The sequence below is a fragment of the Thiohalophilus sp. genome (assembly GCF_034522235.1).
Classification (GTDB): Bacteria; Pseudomonadota; Gammaproteobacteria; order UBA6429; family Thiohalophilaceae; genus Thiohalophilus.
The window spans coordinates 398,196-414,567 of sequence record NZ_JAXHLN010000002.1 but is presented as its reverse complement, the minus strand read 5'-3'; the positions used below and the strand labels follow the sequence as shown (position 1 = coordinate 414,567).

General features: G+C 55.6%; 15 protein-coding genes. 5 read left to right on the top strand and 10 right to left on the bottom strand.

Annotated elements, in window-relative coordinates; genetic code table 11:
* Positions 1–35: 35 nt before the first annotated feature.
* The 5 genes from U5J94_RS02240 to U5J94_RS02220 all read right to left on the bottom strand — a co-directional run bounded on the left by U5J94_RS02240 (position 36) and on the right by U5J94_RS02220 (position 3,621).
* Positions 36–824 carry a dienelactone hydrolase family protein gene (locus U5J94_RS02240; protein ID WP_322564025.1) on the bottom strand — a complete coding sequence of 263 codons (789 nt, stop codon included), beginning with the start codon at positions 822–824 and terminating at the stop codon, positions 36–38.
* A 29-nt stretch (positions 825–853) separates the two neighbouring features.
* Positions 854–2,050 (bottom strand): NnrS family protein, encoded by a 1,197-nt coding sequence (locus U5J94_RS02235; protein ID WP_322564024.1) that lies wholly within the window; start codon positions 2,048–2,050, stop codon positions 854–856.
* A 123-nt stretch (positions 2,051–2,173) separates the two neighbouring features.
* The gene (locus U5J94_RS02230; RefSeq protein WP_322564023.1) at positions 2,174–3,025 is read right to left on the bottom strand and encodes a DUF1207 domain-containing protein; all 852 of its coding nucleotides are present in this window, start codon (positions 3,023–3,025) and stop codon (positions 2,174–2,176) included.
* Positions 3,026–3,037: 12 nt separating this feature from the next.
* Complete coding sequence (locus U5J94_RS02225; RefSeq protein ID WP_322564022.1) at positions 3,038–3,397, bottom strand: hypothetical protein; 360 nt, start codon at positions 3,395–3,397, stop codon at positions 3,038–3,040.
* 17 nt (positions 3,398–3,414) lie between these two features.
* Entirely contained in the window at positions 3,415–3,621 is a 207-nt protein-coding gene (locus U5J94_RS02220) for a cold-shock protein (protein WP_134084065.1), read from the bottom strand.
* A 242-nt stretch (positions 3,622–3,863) separates the two neighbouring features.
* Here U5J94_RS02220 and U5J94_RS02215 point away from each other — a divergent pair, with 242 nt between their 5' ends.
* Both U5J94_RS02215 and U5J94_RS02210 read left to right on the top strand, forming a co-directional pair.
* On the top strand, positions 3,864–4,607 hold the full coding sequence (locus U5J94_RS02215; RefSeq protein ID WP_322564021.1) for a protein kinase domain-containing protein: 744 nt from the start codon (positions 3,864–3,866) through the stop codon (positions 4,605–4,607).
* A gap of 116 nt (positions 4,608–4,723) precedes the next feature.
* Complete coding sequence (locus tag U5J94_RS02210) at positions 4,724–5,464, top strand: PP2C family protein-serine/threonine phosphatase (protein ID WP_322564020.1); 741 nt, start codon at positions 4,724–4,726, stop codon at positions 5,462–5,464.
* A gap of 94 nt (positions 5,465–5,558) precedes the next feature.
* Here U5J94_RS02210 and U5J94_RS02205 read toward each other — a convergent pair whose 3' ends face one another.
* Positions 5,559–7,043: a diguanylate cyclase domain-containing protein gene (locus tag U5J94_RS02205; protein ID WP_322564019.1), complete on the bottom strand. Its 1,485-nt coding sequence runs from the start codon at positions 7,041–7,043 to the stop codon at positions 5,559–5,561.
* 329 nt (positions 7,044–7,372) lie between these two features.
* Between U5J94_RS02205 and U5J94_RS02200 the strand changes: the two genes are divergently transcribed.
* The 3 genes from U5J94_RS02200 (at position 7,373) to U5J94_RS02190 (ending at position 12,443) form a co-directional block, all read left to right on the top strand.
* Positions 7,373–8,473 (top strand): efflux RND transporter periplasmic adaptor subunit, encoded by a 1,101-nt coding sequence (locus U5J94_RS02200; protein WP_322564018.1) that lies wholly within the window; start codon positions 7,373–7,375, stop codon positions 8,471–8,473.
* A complete protein-coding gene (locus U5J94_RS02195; protein WP_322564017.1) occupies positions 8,470–11,517 on the top strand; it encodes an efflux RND transporter permease subunit in 3,048 nt (1,015 codons plus the stop codon). Before U5J94_RS02200 ends, U5J94_RS02195 begins: the two co-directional genes overlap by 4 nt.
* A gap of 278 nt (positions 11,518–11,795) precedes the next feature.
* Complete coding sequence (locus tag U5J94_RS02190; protein WP_322564016.1) at positions 11,796–12,443, top strand: 2OG-Fe(II) oxygenase; 648 nt, start codon at positions 11,796–11,798, stop codon at positions 12,441–12,443.
* 186 nt (positions 12,444–12,629) lie between these two features.
* On the opposite strand, the gene U5J94_RS02185 is transcribed toward U5J94_RS02190, so the two are convergent.
* The 4 genes from U5J94_RS02185 to U5J94_RS02170 all read right to left on the bottom strand — a co-directional run bounded on the left by U5J94_RS02185 (position 12,630) and on the right by U5J94_RS02170 (position 16,097).
* Entirely contained in the window at positions 12,630–13,019 is a 390-nt protein-coding gene (locus U5J94_RS02185; protein WP_322564015.1) for a hypothetical protein, read from the bottom strand.
* A 74-nt stretch (positions 13,020–13,093) separates the two neighbouring features.
* Positions 13,094–14,695 (bottom strand): ArnT family glycosyltransferase, encoded by a 1,602-nt coding sequence (locus tag U5J94_RS02180; RefSeq protein ID WP_322564014.1) that lies wholly within the window; start codon positions 14,693–14,695, stop codon positions 13,094–13,096.
* Positions 14,692–15,093 (bottom strand): GtrA family protein, encoded by a 402-nt coding sequence (locus U5J94_RS02175; protein ID WP_322564013.1) that lies wholly within the window; start codon positions 15,091–15,093, stop codon positions 14,692–14,694. Before U5J94_RS02175 ends, U5J94_RS02180 begins: the two co-directional genes overlap by 4 nt.
* A gap of 8 nt (positions 15,094–15,101) precedes the next feature.
* Entirely contained in the window at positions 15,102–16,097 is a 996-nt protein-coding gene (locus U5J94_RS02170; protein WP_416224133.1) for a glycosyltransferase family 2 protein, read from the bottom strand.
* Positions 16,098–16,372: the final 275 nt, after the last annotated feature.

Below are 16,372 nucleotides of genomic sequence, written 5' to 3'. Positions count from 1 at the left end.
GGTGTCTTCGATGGTTTAATCGCCCTGATACCGGTTCAGTCAAATATCTGTTCGAAAAACTCCAGCATATCCCCCCAGGAATCCTTGTCAGCCGCTTCATCATAGGCCAGTGGCAGCCCGAATTTCTTGCCGCTCTCGGTCGCATCGGGATTGGTGAAACCGTGTTTGACTCCCGGATAGCTGATCAGCTTGTAGTCAACATCGGCCGCATCCATCTCTTTTTTGAATGCTTCAACATCTTCCGCTTTGACCATTAGATCGGCTTCACCGGTATAGACGCGGATCTGCGCTTCGACATCACCTTTTGAAGCCGGACTGTTAGTACCGAGCATACCGTGGAAGCTGGCCACGCCCTCCAGGTCAACACCACGACGGGCCATTTCCAGCAGCACGCCACCGCCAAAGCAGTAACCGATCGCAGCGATCTCATCGGCGTCTGTCATGGGGTATTTTTTCAATTGTTGCAATGCGGCAAGAAAACGGGATTCGGCCACATCCATGTTCTTGCGTACCTCACCGGCGAATTTGCCGGCCGTGTCGGGGTGATCGGCGGTCTTGCCATCGCCGTACATATCCAGGGCAAAAGCCACATAACCTTCTTTGGCCAGCATGCGGGCCCGTTCGCGGGAATAGTCATTGTGGCCCCACCATTCATGAACCACCAGAACACCGGGCCTCTCCCCCTCAATGCTGTCATCATAGGCGACATAACCTTTCATCTGGGTGCCGTTATCGCGGTAGGTCACTGTTTCGGTTTTAATTGCTGCCGAGGCAAACGAACTGACCAGCAGCAGACCCATCACTAAAGAGATCATCCGCTTCATTATTCACTCCTTGTACTTTTTGTCGTGATTTACCCGGGCCGACCGTCGACCCGGGGCTTGATAAGTATAGGAGCATACTCAATCACAAACAGAACGAATGCAACCAGCCAGAGTGTGGCCGATAACACAATACTGTGACTATAGCTGTTCCCGGCAAAGATCCCCCCGACGACCCGGATGACGGCTGCCAGTAATAAACAGATGAATGCCACAATGGTCAGACGCGATGCATCGATATTGCGACCACTGTGCCCCAGACTGACCCGTGCCATCATCCCCAGGGTCATCATCCCCAGGGCACCCGCGGTAAAGGCATGCACCTCGACCACGGCCGGAACCCAGTCCAGTCGCGCCAGCAAACCCAATAGCAAACTCAGCACCAGCCACGCATAAGCCAGATGCAATACCCATAGCATCGGCACGCGCCACAATCCGGGATGCTGCCAGCTCAGCCAGCGCGCGGAATGACTCAGAAAAGCAAGCCCCGCCAGCAGCATGGCCGCCTGTTCGCCCAGGCTGAACAGTTCCACCAGGGCATAACCCAGCAAGGCGAGAATGGCCAGCTGGTCCAGCCAGGGATAGCGCTTTAACTTGATCCCGCCCACACCGTTTTCGGTAAAAGATGGCACCACCCGGCCCGCCATAATGGCGATCAGTAACATGATCAGAAAAATCATCAGCTGAATGCCGGAACCGGCCAGCGGGCGAATGACGTCGTGATCCAGATGGGTCAACAGATTGGCCAGAGTCATCAATCCGAGCAAGCCTGCAAAAATCAGCAGATTGGGATACTGCCGCGCTTTGAGCAAGGGGAAGGCAATCGCCACTAGTAACAAGGGCAGGAAGGCCACATCGATCACCAGTACCAACATGGGAGGCAAAGCGTCACCCGTTGCAATCACCACACGCCCGGCCAGCCACACCAGTGCCAGCAGCATCAGTGGCAACTGTGACAGGGTATTCAAGCCCGTCCAGTTCCTCACCGCCGTCAGCAAAAAGCCGGCAATCACTGCCACTGTGTAACCGAACAACAGCTCATGGCTGTGCCAAAAAGCGGGATTGGCAAAATAGGGGGCGCTCACAGGACCGAGATAAACCAACAGCCAGTGAGCCATCAGAATAACGGCCGCCAGACCGCCAAGCAGAAAAAACGGTCGAAACCCGAGTTGCCACAGCGCGAAGCGGGGTGGCAGGGTAGTATTACGATTATCAAGGTTTAACGACATGCACACTCTCCGGATTTATCTCGGCCAATGATCCCGGCATCCTGGCCGGAATCTGAAACAGTGATTCTGATCATAGTGTGCCCTGCCGGGTTTGATGCATGTCAAGGTGAACACACCTTATTATCATATATCCAACCATAAACCCAGACCGATGTAACGTTCATCATCCTGAAAGAATTCACTCAGTTGGGCTTTACCCTCGTAGGCTTCCAGACCGACCCGCCATATCCGGTTATCGGTCGGAATCTGCCAACCAATCTGCAGGCTAACATCGCTCTGCCAGTCGCGCTCTTGCGTGGCACCGATATCCAGTCCGGCATACCACTGTGACTGGTGAGATTTCCCCGGTTGGTATTGTACGCCGCTCTGCACGCGCCAGGGTTTCTGTGCCTGCTTGTTGCGCAGACCATAGGCCAGGCCCGCCTCAACATACCATTGCAGATTATCACCTAGCGACAGATTCATACCTGCCTGCAACTCTTCTCGCGTGTAGTTAATGCGGGTGCGCCCGTTACGTTCTATATACTCATCCCCGATATGGCCGGATACATGATAAGTGCCAAACTTGAAAGCAACGCGCCGATCAGGACGGTAGGAGAGCATCAGGGCATAGTTGCCGTCCCAGCCGATATTGTCCTGGCTGGCCTTGGCATCAAACTGGCCATGAAAACCGGCATCCAGGCTCAGCAACCAGCCCAGCTGGTCATCCTTGTCGCGGGATAAATGCAACAGACCAAGGCGACCGCCCAGCTTGAGATCAAAACGACGCGTACTCGTTTGTTCAATGGTAGTGTGATCAAAAAAGAGTGCTTTGGCGGCAAACTGGATGCGCCGTGGATCGGCGACATTCACCGGGTAGATCTGTTGTTCCGGAAACAGCGTTACCTCGCTGGCCAACGCCGGGGGCACCCGCGCAAAGCTCAGTAACAAGAGGCCCAGGGAAACCGGGAAAAGGTACGACAATCTGCGGGACATGCAATGCACGGCTTAGTAACCGAACTCCCCCTGCCATTGTCCATGTCGATAATCAATATGCAGCCAGTGCGGCGTAAAGGCCGCCGGTTTCTCAATAGGGAAATCGGTCAGGGGCGGTTCGTCACCGTCATAATCATTACCGCAGCTGGCCGTCATTACCGGACGGAAGTGCAGTTGTAATTTGTCATTGACCACGACACCCGCGCTGTCCGCCTCTTCATAAAACCGAACCTTGTAACGGATCAGACAACTGAAATAGAGTTCCATCTCGGCAAGCAGGGGCTGGTGGCGCTCTGCCAGGGCCTGTTCGGCGGCCCCGGACAGACGCACTTCAACCGGCTTGCCATTCAGTTCTACATGAGACTTTCTCACGCCAGGCTGGCCCGACACTATGCGGACGGCACAACATTGGTGGCGTGTAGCCCCTTGGGACCGCGTTCGGCATCAAAGGAGACCGGTTGCCCCTCCTTGAGAGTCTTGTAGCCTTCGGCACTGATGGCCGAGTAATGGACGAAGACATCCTCCCCGCCTTCTTCTGCCTGAATAAATCCGTAGCCCTTGGAATTGTTAAACCATTTTACTGTACCGTTCACCATTTTCCTCCAACCTCTGTTTCTTGTGTACTGCCGTTTTTATCCGTCATACGGGAAAATGCAGCGTCAACAGGCTTGCCCTTCCCCACCCGGACAAAGCTTGTCATAAAGTATAGACCAAGTATTTTATGAATAAATATACTGATACAATTTTTCTGTCCATCCGGCAGAAAGCGCTGGATTATTAACAAACCGTAATATATAAAATCGTCTGACGGGAAATAAAAACAGAGACTTATCCACGCATGGCCGCAAAGCCCGCAAAAAAGACCCGGAAAATCGACGCCTTCAATCTTGCTCCCGGACGGGTGCTGGCCCGCAAATACGAGGTCATCCGGCAGCTGGGTGCCGGCTGGGAGGGCGAAGTCTATCTGATCCGCGAGCTGGCCACCGGTATCGAGCGCACCGCCAAACTGTTCTTCCCGCAGCGCAATCTGCGCGACAAGAATACCCACTTCTATGCCACCAAATTGCACAAGCTGCGCCACTGTCCGATTGTCATCCAGTACAGCCACCAGGACACCATCACCGTTCAGGGCGAGCCGGTGACCCTGCTGATCTCGGAGTATGTCGAGGGCGACCTGCTCAGCCAGTTCATCCAGCGTCACGCCGGCAAACGTCTGCCCCCGTTCGAGGCGGTCCATCTGCTGCATGCACTGGCTTCGGGGATGGAGTGCATCCATGCGATGGGTGAATACCACGGCGATCTGCACTCGGAAAACATCATCGTGCAGGGCTTCGGTCTGCGCTTTGATCTCAAGCTGGTGGATCTGTTCCATCTTGGCGCCCCCACCCGGGAGCATATTCGTATGGACACCGTCGACATGATTCATGTGTTTTACGAAGCGCTCGGTGGCCAGAAGCACTATGCCCGCCAGCCACCCGAAATCAAGTACATCGTCAACGGCCTCAAGCGCAGCCTGATTCTGAAAAAATTCAAATCGGCCGGCCAACTGCGTCAGTACCTGGAAACCATGCACTGGAGCTGAATATGGCCATCAACCATCCGCATAACTAAAGGAGTCCGGCTCTGACATCGACGCAGCTTTTCAGCAAACAGGACTTCGAGACTCCGCAACATATCGAACTGGGTAGCGGACAGGCGGTGTTCTACACCCATTGCTCACCGGATAAAGAGACGGTCAATGAAGACAGCCTGGCGCTGGTGGATATTGACCCGGACACCTCGGTACTGATGGTGGCGGACGGCCTTGGTGGTCAACCCGGCGGTGCCACCGCCTCGGAGATCGCCATCAAGGCCCTGGCCCAATCACTGGCGCGCGCCGGCAGTACCCCCCGTGAGGCCATTCTGGAAGGCTTCGATCGCGCCAACCACCGGATTATGGACAGCGGCACCGGTGCCGCCACCACGCTGGCCGTGGTCGAAATCCAGGCCAATCAGTTACGACCCTACCATGTGGGCGATTCGATGATCGTGGCCACCGGGCAACGCGGCAAGCAAAAACTGTTCACAGTATCGCATTCCCCGGTCGGTTATGCCGTGGAAGCGGGTTTACTCAATGAAGAAGAGGCGATACACCATGAAGAACGTCATCTAATCTCCAATGTGGTGGGTGCCGAGGATATGAATATCTCCATGGGTTCGCTGATCACCCTGGCGCCCCGCGACACCCTGCTACTGGCCAGCGACGGCCTGTTCGACAATCTGTATTACGAAGAGATCGTGGCGCTGATACGCAAGGGGCCGCTGCAGACTGCCGCCCGCCGCCTGGTGGAACTCGCGCACCATCGTATGGCCCTTCGGGATCCCGGGCAACCCTGTCATCCCGATGATTTGAGCTTTATTCTGTACCGCCCGACAACCTGGCCGTCAAGAGGTTTTTGATTATCATGGCACGCGTCACTATTTACAGCACCGGCACCTGCTCGAAGAGAGTTTTCTTGCAGGAACAATCCGTGCCGGGTTTTAAAAACTCTAATCAGACGTTCTTCTTTTCCCGGTACATATTCTGATCGGCAACATGCAGCAGACTCTCGATGCTTTTTCCATCATCGGGGAAGACGGCTATTCCAATACTGACACTGGCATAAACTGCATGGCCGTCGATTAAAAACGGTGCCTCCAGGCATTCCCGTAGCTTTTCCCGAATGTATTTGGTCTCGTCACGATGGCTCACCTCTTCCAGCAAGACAATGAATTCATCACCCTGATAGCGGCACACCGTATCTTCTTCGCGCGTACAGTCCTTGAATCGCTGAGCAATTTCACGCAACAACACATCACCTGATGCATGGCCGAATTCATCGTTGATCATTTTGAAATTATTCATATCCATAAATACCACAGCAAAACGGCTCTCCCTGCGCCTGGCTCTGGCCAATACCTGACGCATCCGATCGAGAAGAAAATTCCTGTTGGCCAGACCGGTCAGGCTGTCGTTATTGGCCAGATAGTACAGACGATTCTCGTACTGAAGGCGAGACATTTCATTGCGATGATGCAGTCTTGAAAACACCAATACAGCGCCAAAGGAGATTGCCCCGACAAGCAGAACCGCGGCTATCAGCCCTGTATTCACGTCGCCGAACCCGATCTGCTTTTCGACAGCCAGCACAAAAGGTTGCCCCGGATTCATGGTCATGCGCTCATAGTGCAACCGCGGGAAAAGTTGCCTTTCCAGGTCACCGGCAGAACGCCCTGATTTATAATAGAGCTCGGCATCTTTGATATCATTGCTGTAGTCACGGTGATACAGGCTTGCCGTGAAATCATCACGTTCCAGCAGCTCTGCCGGGACCAGCTCTTCCGCCTTGACCGCCAGAATCGCAAACTGCACGGGTTGGGATTCAGCATCACCCTGCCTGACCGCACGATGTAACAGGAACCCGCGCTGACCTTCCAGTAAGGTAAAGGGCGGACTGGCAACCGGCACATCCATGCGTTTGGATTGTTGCAGTGCCTGACGAAACAGTTGGTGGGACGCCAGATCCAGACCAAGAATCGCGCGATTATCCGCCTGCATGGGTTCCATAAACACAACCGGGAAGTAACTCTCACGGGGTTCGACATTCAGCCACTGGCGCCGGTCATTGAAATCGAACCGGGCGATACGAAACCCCGGGGCAATCCTGCGGCGCATATCAGCGACAAACTCCGGCAGGTTTTCATGGCTGACCTCCCGCGCAATCTCAAACGTATGGATGTGGGGATAACGCCGCAGTATGCGTTGCGCATACTGACGCAGTTGTTGCCACTCATGTTGCCGATTGCTCGCCAGCAGGCTGGCGAATCCTTCGATCACCGACTCGTTAATCTCTGTCTTGTTACTGAGCTGTTGAAACAGGGCGTCACCACTGTGCTGGAACTGCTGCTGTTCTTCCCGAAGCTCACTGCTAATAATGAAACCGACCAGCACCGCGACAAAAACAAACCAGACGATCACAATCAGCAGATACAATCGCATCAGCGGCCTGAGCCGGGGTTTCGTCGCTGGCAGTGCGGAGGTTCCTATACTAATTTTAATCTCACCATCGCCCGTGAATGAGTTCCCGTCGGCCTATTATGCGATGGCGCCAGGCATTCGGGTATCGGGGGAAACCCCTAATCAGGTTGTTTTTCTGTCGATCCCGCCGCAAAAGTAGTGATAATTGCCTGCGCGCTGTCTGGAGCCGCGAATGTCACGATTTCGTCAACAATTGAGATTTGCGCCTGACCTCGTTAGTATTTGCGCTGTTTTGGCTTTTATACCGGGCGCCCGCCTGGAAACCACCCGGATGTCACTGAAATATGATTATGCGTAAACGTCTGATACTGGCCATCTTGCTGCTTGCTCTGTTTATGGCCGCCATCTTTGGCATCAAATTCTGGCAAAACCAGCAACAGGCCGCACAGATGGCCCAGCCGCGTCCCCCGGCTACCATCGCTTCCACTGAAGTACGTGAAGAACGCTGGCGCCCCATGCTCGATTCGGTGGGTTCCCTGGTCGCCATCCATGGCACGGCCGTTACCACCGAAGTCGCCGGGCTGGTCAGCAAGATTCAGTTTGAATCCGGCACCTGGACAGAACAGGGTGAGGTGTTGTTACAACTGGATGACTCGATCGATCAGGCCGCATTGGAGGCCCTGCGCGCCGAGCGCCGACTGGCCGAGATCAAGTTCAAGCGGGCCCAGGATCTGCTCAAACGCCAGGTGATGTCCCGTTCGGAGTACGACGAGGCCCGGGCCAGCTTCGATGCCGCCACCGCGCGGGTTAAACAGCAGGAGGCCACAATCCGCCGCAAGGCCATTCGCGCGCCGTTCAGCGGACGGCTGGGCATTCGTCAGGTGAATATCGGTCAGTATCTGGAACCGGGACAGCCCATTGTCCTGCTGCAGGCGCTGGATCCGATTTACGTCGACTATACCCTTCCGGAACGTTATTTGCCGCGCCTGGCAACCGGACAGAATATTCGTATCCGGGTCGATGCCGTCCCCGGGGAAACATTCAGCGGCAAAATCACTGCGATCGATTCGGGTATCGACGCCGGCACCCGGACTGTCAAATTGCGCGCTACACTGGATAACCCCGAAGGCCAGCTCCAGCCCGGGATGTTTGCCAAGGTCAAGACGCTGTCGCCCGAGGAAAAAACCGTGCTGACCCTTCCCCGTACCGCGATCAGTTACAACACCTATGGCGACTTTGTCTATCTCATTGAGAAAAACGACGAAGGTCAATCGACCGTCAAACGCCAGCAGGTCGATACAGGTGAATCGCGCAACGGCCGCATCGAAATTAACGGCCTCAAAGCCGGTCAACAAGTGGTCCGGGCCGGTCTGGTCAAACTGCGTGACGGCATGCCGGTAAAAATCGATAACAGTATCGAACTGGACGACGACAAGGTCGACACCGAATGAAGTTCACCGATATTTTCATCCACCGTCCGGTTCTGGCGACGGTCGTCAGTTTGTTGATTCTGCTGATCGGATTACGCTCGCTCGGCATACTGGAAGTACGCCAGTATCCGGAAATGAAAAATACCGTGGTGACCATTACCACGGTCTATCCCGGCGCCAGTTCCGAGCTGGTCAAGGGTTTTGTCACCACCCCCCTGCAACAGGCCGTGGCGGAAGCCAACGGCATCGACTACATCACTTCAACCAGTGCTCAGGGACAATCGACCATCGAAGTCTATATGGAGCTGGACTACGACCCCAATGCGGCGGTGTCGGAAATCCAGGCCAAGGTGGCCAGCAAGCGCAATGTGCTGCCGGCCGACGTGGAGGATCCGGTCATCGATTCGAGTACCGGGGATTCCACGGCGCTGATGTATGTCGCCTTCTTCAGCGATACGCTGCCCCGCTCGCATATCACCGATTACGTGCTGCGGGTCACCCAGCCGCAGATCCAGGCACTGGCCGGGGTCGCCAAGGCGCGCCTGTTCGGCGAACAGTTCGCCATGCGCATCTGGCTGGATCCCGATCGCATGGCCGCCCAGGGCGTCAGTGCCGAACAGGTTGCCGAAGTGCTGCGTGCCAACAACTACCTGGCCGGGATCGGCTCCACCAAGGGCAAGTACGTGGCCATGAACCTGACCGCCACCACCGATGTCAGCGAACCCGAGGATTTTCGCCAGCTGGTGGTGCGTAGTGAAAATGGGGCGCTGGTGCGCCTGCAGGACATCGCTCGCACCGAACTGGGGGCGGAGAATTACGACTCGACTGCCTGGTACAAGGGGATTCCGGCCGCCTTCATCGCCGTGGAACCGGCCCCCGGCGCCAATCCGATCGATGTCGCCGATCGGGTCAATAACCTGATCCCGCAACTGCGCCAGCAGTTGCCCGAGGGGATCCAGGTCAAGATCCCCTATGATGCCAGCCAGTTCATCAAGAACTCCATCAAGGAAGTCTACAAAACCATCGCCGAGGCCGTGCTGATCGTACTGGTGGTCATTTATCTGACGCTGGGCTCGTTCCGCGCCGCGATCATTCCCGCGGTGGCCGTGCCCCTGTCCCTGATCGGCGCCGCCTTTGTCATGCTGGCGCTGGGTTATTCGCTGAACCTGTTGACCCTGCTGTCGATGGTGCTGGCCATCGGCCTGGTGGTGGATGACGCCATCATCGTGGTGGAAAACATTCACCGCCACATCGAAGAGGGCGAGAAAAAGCTCGACGCCGCGCTCAAGGGCGCCCGGGAACTGGCGGTGCCGATCATCGCCATGACCACCACCCTGCTGGCGGTGTATGCGCCGATCGGTTTTCAGACAGGATTGACCGGGACGCTGTTTACCGAGTTTGCCTTCACCCTCAGCGGCGCGGTACTGATTTCCGGGGTCATTGCCCTGACTCTCTCACCGGTTTTATCGGCCGCGGTTCTCAAGCCGCACGGTAGTGAGGGCAAGTTCGAACAACAGGTGGAGAGATTCTTCAACTGGCTGTCCCACCACTATCACCGGCTGTTGAACAGTTCGCTGGATACGGTCTGGGTTTCTGTTCTGGTCGGAGCCGTCATCTTCGCCTCGAATATCTTCATGTTTATCGAAAGCAAGCATGAGCTGGCGCCCACCGAAGACCAGAGTATCCTGTTTTTCAACGGCACCGGTCCGCGCACTGCCACGCTGGATTACCACAAGGCCTATTCGAACCAGATCCAGAAAATCTTCGAAACCTTCCCCGAATACACCGACAGCTTTTTTATTCTCGGCCGCACCCAGGACTCAGTGTTCGGTGGTTTCAAGATGGCGCCGCAGGATCAGCGTGAGCGCTCGCAAATGCAAATCAAGCCGCAACTCAATGCACAACTGAACCAGGTTGCCGGTTATCAGATCGGGGTCTTTCCCCGTCCCAGTATCCCCGGTGCCAGTCGCGGTCTGCCGGTCCAGTTTGTGCTGACCTCCGATCAGAGTTATGACGAGATGGTCAATCTGGCGGACCAGATCATCGCCCGGGGTATGCAAAGCGGCAATTTCCTGTTTCTGATGAAATCCATCGAGCTGGACCGGCCCACAGTCAGTATTCAGATCGATCGGGATCGCGCCGCCGATCTGGGGATCAGCATGCGCGATATCGGCCGCAATCTCGGCACCCTGCTGGGCGGCGGCTATGTCAACCGCTTCAGCATGGATGGTCGCAGTTACCGGGTTATCCCGCAGGTGGAACGGGAATTTCGCCTGGATGTCGAAATGCTCAAAGATTATTACCTGCCAACCGCCAGCGGCGAACAGGTTCCCCTGTCGAGCATCGCCAGCCTCAAGCGCACGGTCGAGCCCTCGAGCCGTACCCAGTTCCAGCAACTCAATTCGCTGGTTATTCAGGGCAACCTGGCCCCGGGCGTCACCATGGGCCAGGCCCTGGACTTTCTCGAATCCCAGGCCAGCAAACTGCTGCCCCAGGGCTTTGATTACAACTATCTTGGCGAGTCGCGCCAGTACGCCGCGGAAGGCGGAAGCCTGATGCTGACCTTCTTCCTGGCAATGCTGGTCATCTACCTGGTACTCGCCGCCCAGTTCGAAAGCTGGCGCGATCCGCTTATCATCCTGGTCTCCGTGCCCGTCTCCACCGCCGGCGCCCTGGTCTTCATCATGCTCGGCGTGGCCGACGCCTCGATGAATATTTACACCTGGGTCGGATTGATCACCCTGATTGGCGTGGTGGCCAAAAACGGTATCTTGATCGTCGAGTTCGCCAACAAGCTGCAGATCAAAGAGGGGCTGAGCCGACGCAAGGCGGTGGAACAGGCCGCGACTATCCGCCTGCGTCCCATCATCATGACCTCTGTCGCGCTGATCGTCGCCATGGTCCCCCTGTTAATCGCCACCGGCCCGGGCGCGGTCAGTCGCAGCCATATCGGCATGACCGTGGCCGCCGGGCTGGGGATCGGTACCCTGTTTACGCTATTTATCCTGCCCGCCGTTTACATGCTGCTGGCACGGGATCACTCGGCTCACGCCCAACAGAACTGAAGCCGGCGTCGTTGACCCGATAGTGGCTCGAACCTGGCGGGGGGGTCGATGGCGACCCTGCCGGTCCTCCGCATGCCGGCCATATTTCGGCGTCGCTCTAGAAGAAAAACAGTAGACATTCTCCTGTAGCTCAAACAATAATCCATCCTTACCACCCTGAGATCATCTGACCTAATTCTGTGTGCAGTAAGACCGTATCCGATCAGGCACCCACCTGCCTGGTGGTAAGGTAAGTCATTCACTGGTTCAGCAGGGCATTTTCAGCAGAGGCGACAATCTTGACAGTCCAGTACCAGGCGCATTTTGTTTCAAGTGAATCCATTATTGCCCGCCAACTGGTCACAAACGGCTATGCGGTGGTGGACAATTATCTGCCCGGCGGACAGTTCAGAACGCTTCGTGAGGAGATGGTCCAGGTTTGGCAAAGCGGCTGCTTCCGCCATGCCGGGGTGGGCCGGGGCGAGAACCGGGAACTGCAGCCGACGATCCGTAATGACAAGGTTCTGTGGCTGGAGCCGATGGCATGCTCCCCGGCGCAGCGAAGGTATCTCGCCACGCTGGAGAATCTGCGCCTCAAACTCAACCAGGAGCTACTGCTGGGGCTGTTCAACTTCGAAGGGCATATGGCAGTCTATCCCCCCGGCGCCCGGTATCAGCGACATCTCGATCAGTTCCGGGATATGGGCACCCGCCGGGTCAGCGCGGTTTTGTACCTGAACGAGAACTGGACTATGAACGACGGTGGTGCCCTGCGCCTGTATCTGGATAACGACAAGCTGGGGTCGTATCAGGATATTTATCCCTATGCGGGCCGACTGGTGACGTTTCTCAGCGACCGCTTCTATCATGAAGTACTGCCCGCCGGGCGGGAGCGCTATAGCATCACCGGCTGGTTCCGCCAGCGGGACGACATGCTGGCAGACTAATGCCTGAACAGACACATGTCATTTCGTGCCTGCCCACGGCGTAAGGGGCCAGATGTAACCACCGAAAAGACCAAGATAATACCGCAGATAACTTATCGTCAGTGCTTTCGGTGTCTTCGGTGGCTCGTTGGTTGATATATCGAAGTGACAATCGCCTGTTGAACCATTATCAACGGCGTGTGGAATTCAACTTTCCGGTTTTACCAGCACCTCCCACATTTGTGCCTCGCTGACCGGCTGAACGAGTATCGCTTCCAGCTCAAACAGCTCCGCCAGCTTATCGACATACTGACGTTCGGTTTTCTCCACCATGACAACCACCCGGGCCTGCGGGGCATACTTCAATAAGCTGTGCAGAAACACATCCAGGTTACTGATGTTGATTCCCGCATAGTTATTACCATAACCGTAGAAAAACTCGGCGACCACGACGTCCGGTGGCTGCTTGTGCAACTGGCTGATCGCCTTGCGCATAGAGGGAAGCCGAACCTCTTGCCAGCCGAGGCGGCTATACAGCGCAGAAAAGTCCGGGTGTCCCGGGGATTCGATAATGGAATAAACAACTTTCTGGCTCATAACAGATTCTAGCGAATACTCGGTTGATTGTTACTGCTCACAATATTAACATGAACAGCTATCTAAATAGCAGGCTACTTATTCGCGCGAATGATCACAATCCCGCCGTTACTATAAACTTCCTCGCCGGTTACCTCTTTGTCTTCGAGACTGACCATATACGTCACTGCCGGAGCAGTATTTTCCGGTTCGCGGTATTCACGCCAGATTTGCACATACTGACGGATAGTGGCTATCAGTTTGTAGTCAAAGTGAGGAAGCTCCTCGGGAAGTTGCGGCGACAGTACGACGTCAACCGCCCGGTCGACGCCGGCTTCTTGTTGCAAAGTTTGCCGGATTGACGCCAGGGTATTGAAGCTGGGCATAAATGACTCGGCGGCGGCAAACCGCTGCTGCTGATGGACATAGTAGCTGCCCAAGAGATACAGATTGAACACACCGATAATCACCAGGCTGATAGACCAGTATTTTACAACTGCGGGCCGACGTAGGCTCTGCAAAAACAGGCCCGGCAGCAGAAACAGCAGCGGAAACAGGACAATGGTGTAACGGGTGGAGAAATTACGCCCGGTCAACAGGAACAGCAGCAGCGGGATCAGAACCAGCAGGCCGACAAACATCACCGGCGTATCAACTTGCATCGCGTCCTTTAATCGGCCCCGGCGTTGCCAGAGAGTCGCCACCGTCCGTCGCACAATATGAAACAAAAACACAAAACTGTGCAACAGCGTCCAGCTTGCCAGCACAGCCAGCACGGTAAAATGGCCGAACCATTGGTTGCCGAAGGCTTTGAACGGCGTCAGCCCGTCTCCGCTCCAGCCCGCCGGCACGCTGGAGAGCACCGTCGCCGGGGCCGTAATAATTTTCAACACACTGGCCGAATACTCACCTGCTTCACCGCCGCCAGCCATGGCGCGCAGATTCTGCCAATCGTTCTGCATATCGCCAATCAGATAGGGCAGATAGAGCAACCCTCCCGCAATCACGCCGGCGAGCAGCCAGCGCCAGTTCAACGGTTTTGCAGACAACAGCAGTACCAGCAAAATCGCCGGGAAGACAAAAACCCCGATCATATGAAACTGGGGAATCACCGCGCTGAAGAAAAAAACCCAGAAAACCTGCCGGGAGCGTTCCCGGTTGAGGGTCTGCCACAGGGCGAGAAACAACAGCACACCAATGAGATCCAGCGGCACCGGATTGTACAGACCGTAGGAGTAGTACACGGTCCAGGGGGCCAGTGCGTAGATTGCCGCGCTGGCCAGTGCCAGCCCCGGGGTAAAAAACCGTCTGGCCAGCAAATAGATAAAGAAAACCGTCACGCTGTTGATGATGGCCATTCCGTAGAGGACGCCTTGCGCCGACTCGCCACCCAGCTTGAACAGCAATACGCCGAACAGGGTCCACAACGGCCCCGGTAACTTACCGTCGTTGAGCGAGGGCTGGGCGAGATAGAACGCCTGTTCGTCGCCGGCGAGCAGGGCCAGAACCTGCCCCAGGGCACTGACCTCATCATTCACCATAAAATGGTGATAGCCCTGGGCGAAATAAATCGCCGCCAGACGCAGACCCAATCCCGTCAAAAGAATCAGCAGCAACGTATTGCGATAACACACAGTATCTGCCTGCGACAGACAGGTACTCCATTGACGTACCCGGGTGGTTATCAGCGCCATCATGAAAGACCCTCACGCTCGGCAAAGGTCCAGAGTTTGTTAAGGGTAAAGTTTTGAATCAGAACAACCCCCGTGGCGACAATCTGCGTCAACAGATAGTTAACCGACCAGAGCGTTGTACCGAGATACATAATGCCACTGTTGATCAACGCGCCGAACACGGCTACGAGCAGAAACCGGAACAGGGTTTCGTGGTGAGACTTGTTACTGGAAAATGTATATTTATAGTTGAGGATGTAATTGATCAGGGCACCGACAACAAACCCCAGGCTGGTCGACAGAACCGGATCCCACTGCAGGGCTTCGACAAGGAGTATCAGGGTCAGATAATGCCCGGCCGTACCGACGGCCCCCACACCAGTGAACGCCAGAAATTGCCGTACAGTCCGCATCTCAGGCATAGTAACTGTTATCCCTGATCGCTTTTGTTATCACTCGCCCGGGGGGGCAGATACTCATTCAGAAAGTACAGGGGCCGACGTTTGCTCTCGGTAAAAATGCGCCCGATGTATTCGCCCAGCACACCAATCGCCATCAACTGCACACCCCCCAGAAACAGCATGATAACGATAATCGAGGGATAACCGGGTACCGGGTTGCCGAAGATCAGGGTTTTAACAATGGTATAGATGCCGAAAATGAATGCACCCAGCGCAGTCAGCAAGCCAAGGTAGGTGGCAAATTTTAGCGGCGCGATAGTAAACGAGGTAATGCCCTCGATGGCGAAGTTCCACAGCTTCCAGTAGTTCCATTTGGTATCTCCGGCAAAGCGGGCATCCCGCTCATACGGTATCGCCTTCTGGTGAAACCCGATCCAGGCAAACAAGCCTTTCATAAAGCGGTGCTGTTCACTCAGGGTGTTGAGTGCCTCCACCGCCCGGCGGCTCAATAGCCGAAAATCTCCAGTATCCTGCGGCAGTTTCACATGCCCAATACGCTGCATGAGGCGATAGAATGCACTGGCCGTGGCTTTTTTGATCCAGGTTTCGCCTTCCCGCCGGGTACGCTGGGCATACACCACATCATAGCCTGCCTGCCACTGAGTAATAAATTCGGGAATCAGTTCAGGGGGATCCTGCAAATCCGCGTCGATAACCACCACAACATCACCGCCGGCATGCTGCAGACCGGCACTCAGTGCTATCTCCTTGCCAAAATTGCGGCTCAGATCCAGCACGGCCACCCGCGCATCCTGCTCACGCAAGCGCTGTAACTCTGCCAACGTTTCATCTTGACTACCGTCATTGACGTAGATGATCTCCGCCGCCATCGGCACTGTGTCAAGAACAGCGCACAGCCGACGATGGAATTCGGGCAGTACCTCCTGCTCGTTGTAGGCGGGCACGATGACAGAAAGCAGTTGTGTGGCAGGTTCAGGCACGCGGGTATCCTTTACCGGAGTCATATTTCGCGGGAATTAAATCAATTTCAGCGCGATTATGCCATATTTCCATCTTCTGGATCAGGTAATTCAGTTCGTCCCACTGGCCACAAAGCCCTGGACTGCCGGGACCTTAGCCGCTTGGAATAATATTCTGAATCATTACAATAATGCCCCCGCCCGGCAGCTCATCGCTGGCCGGAAAATGCTGTCTAATAACTATGCAGGAGAGATTCATGTATAACACCTTCAAGCCCGAGCAACCCGTTGGTCTGATGGACTTTGTCAAAGCGGCCAGG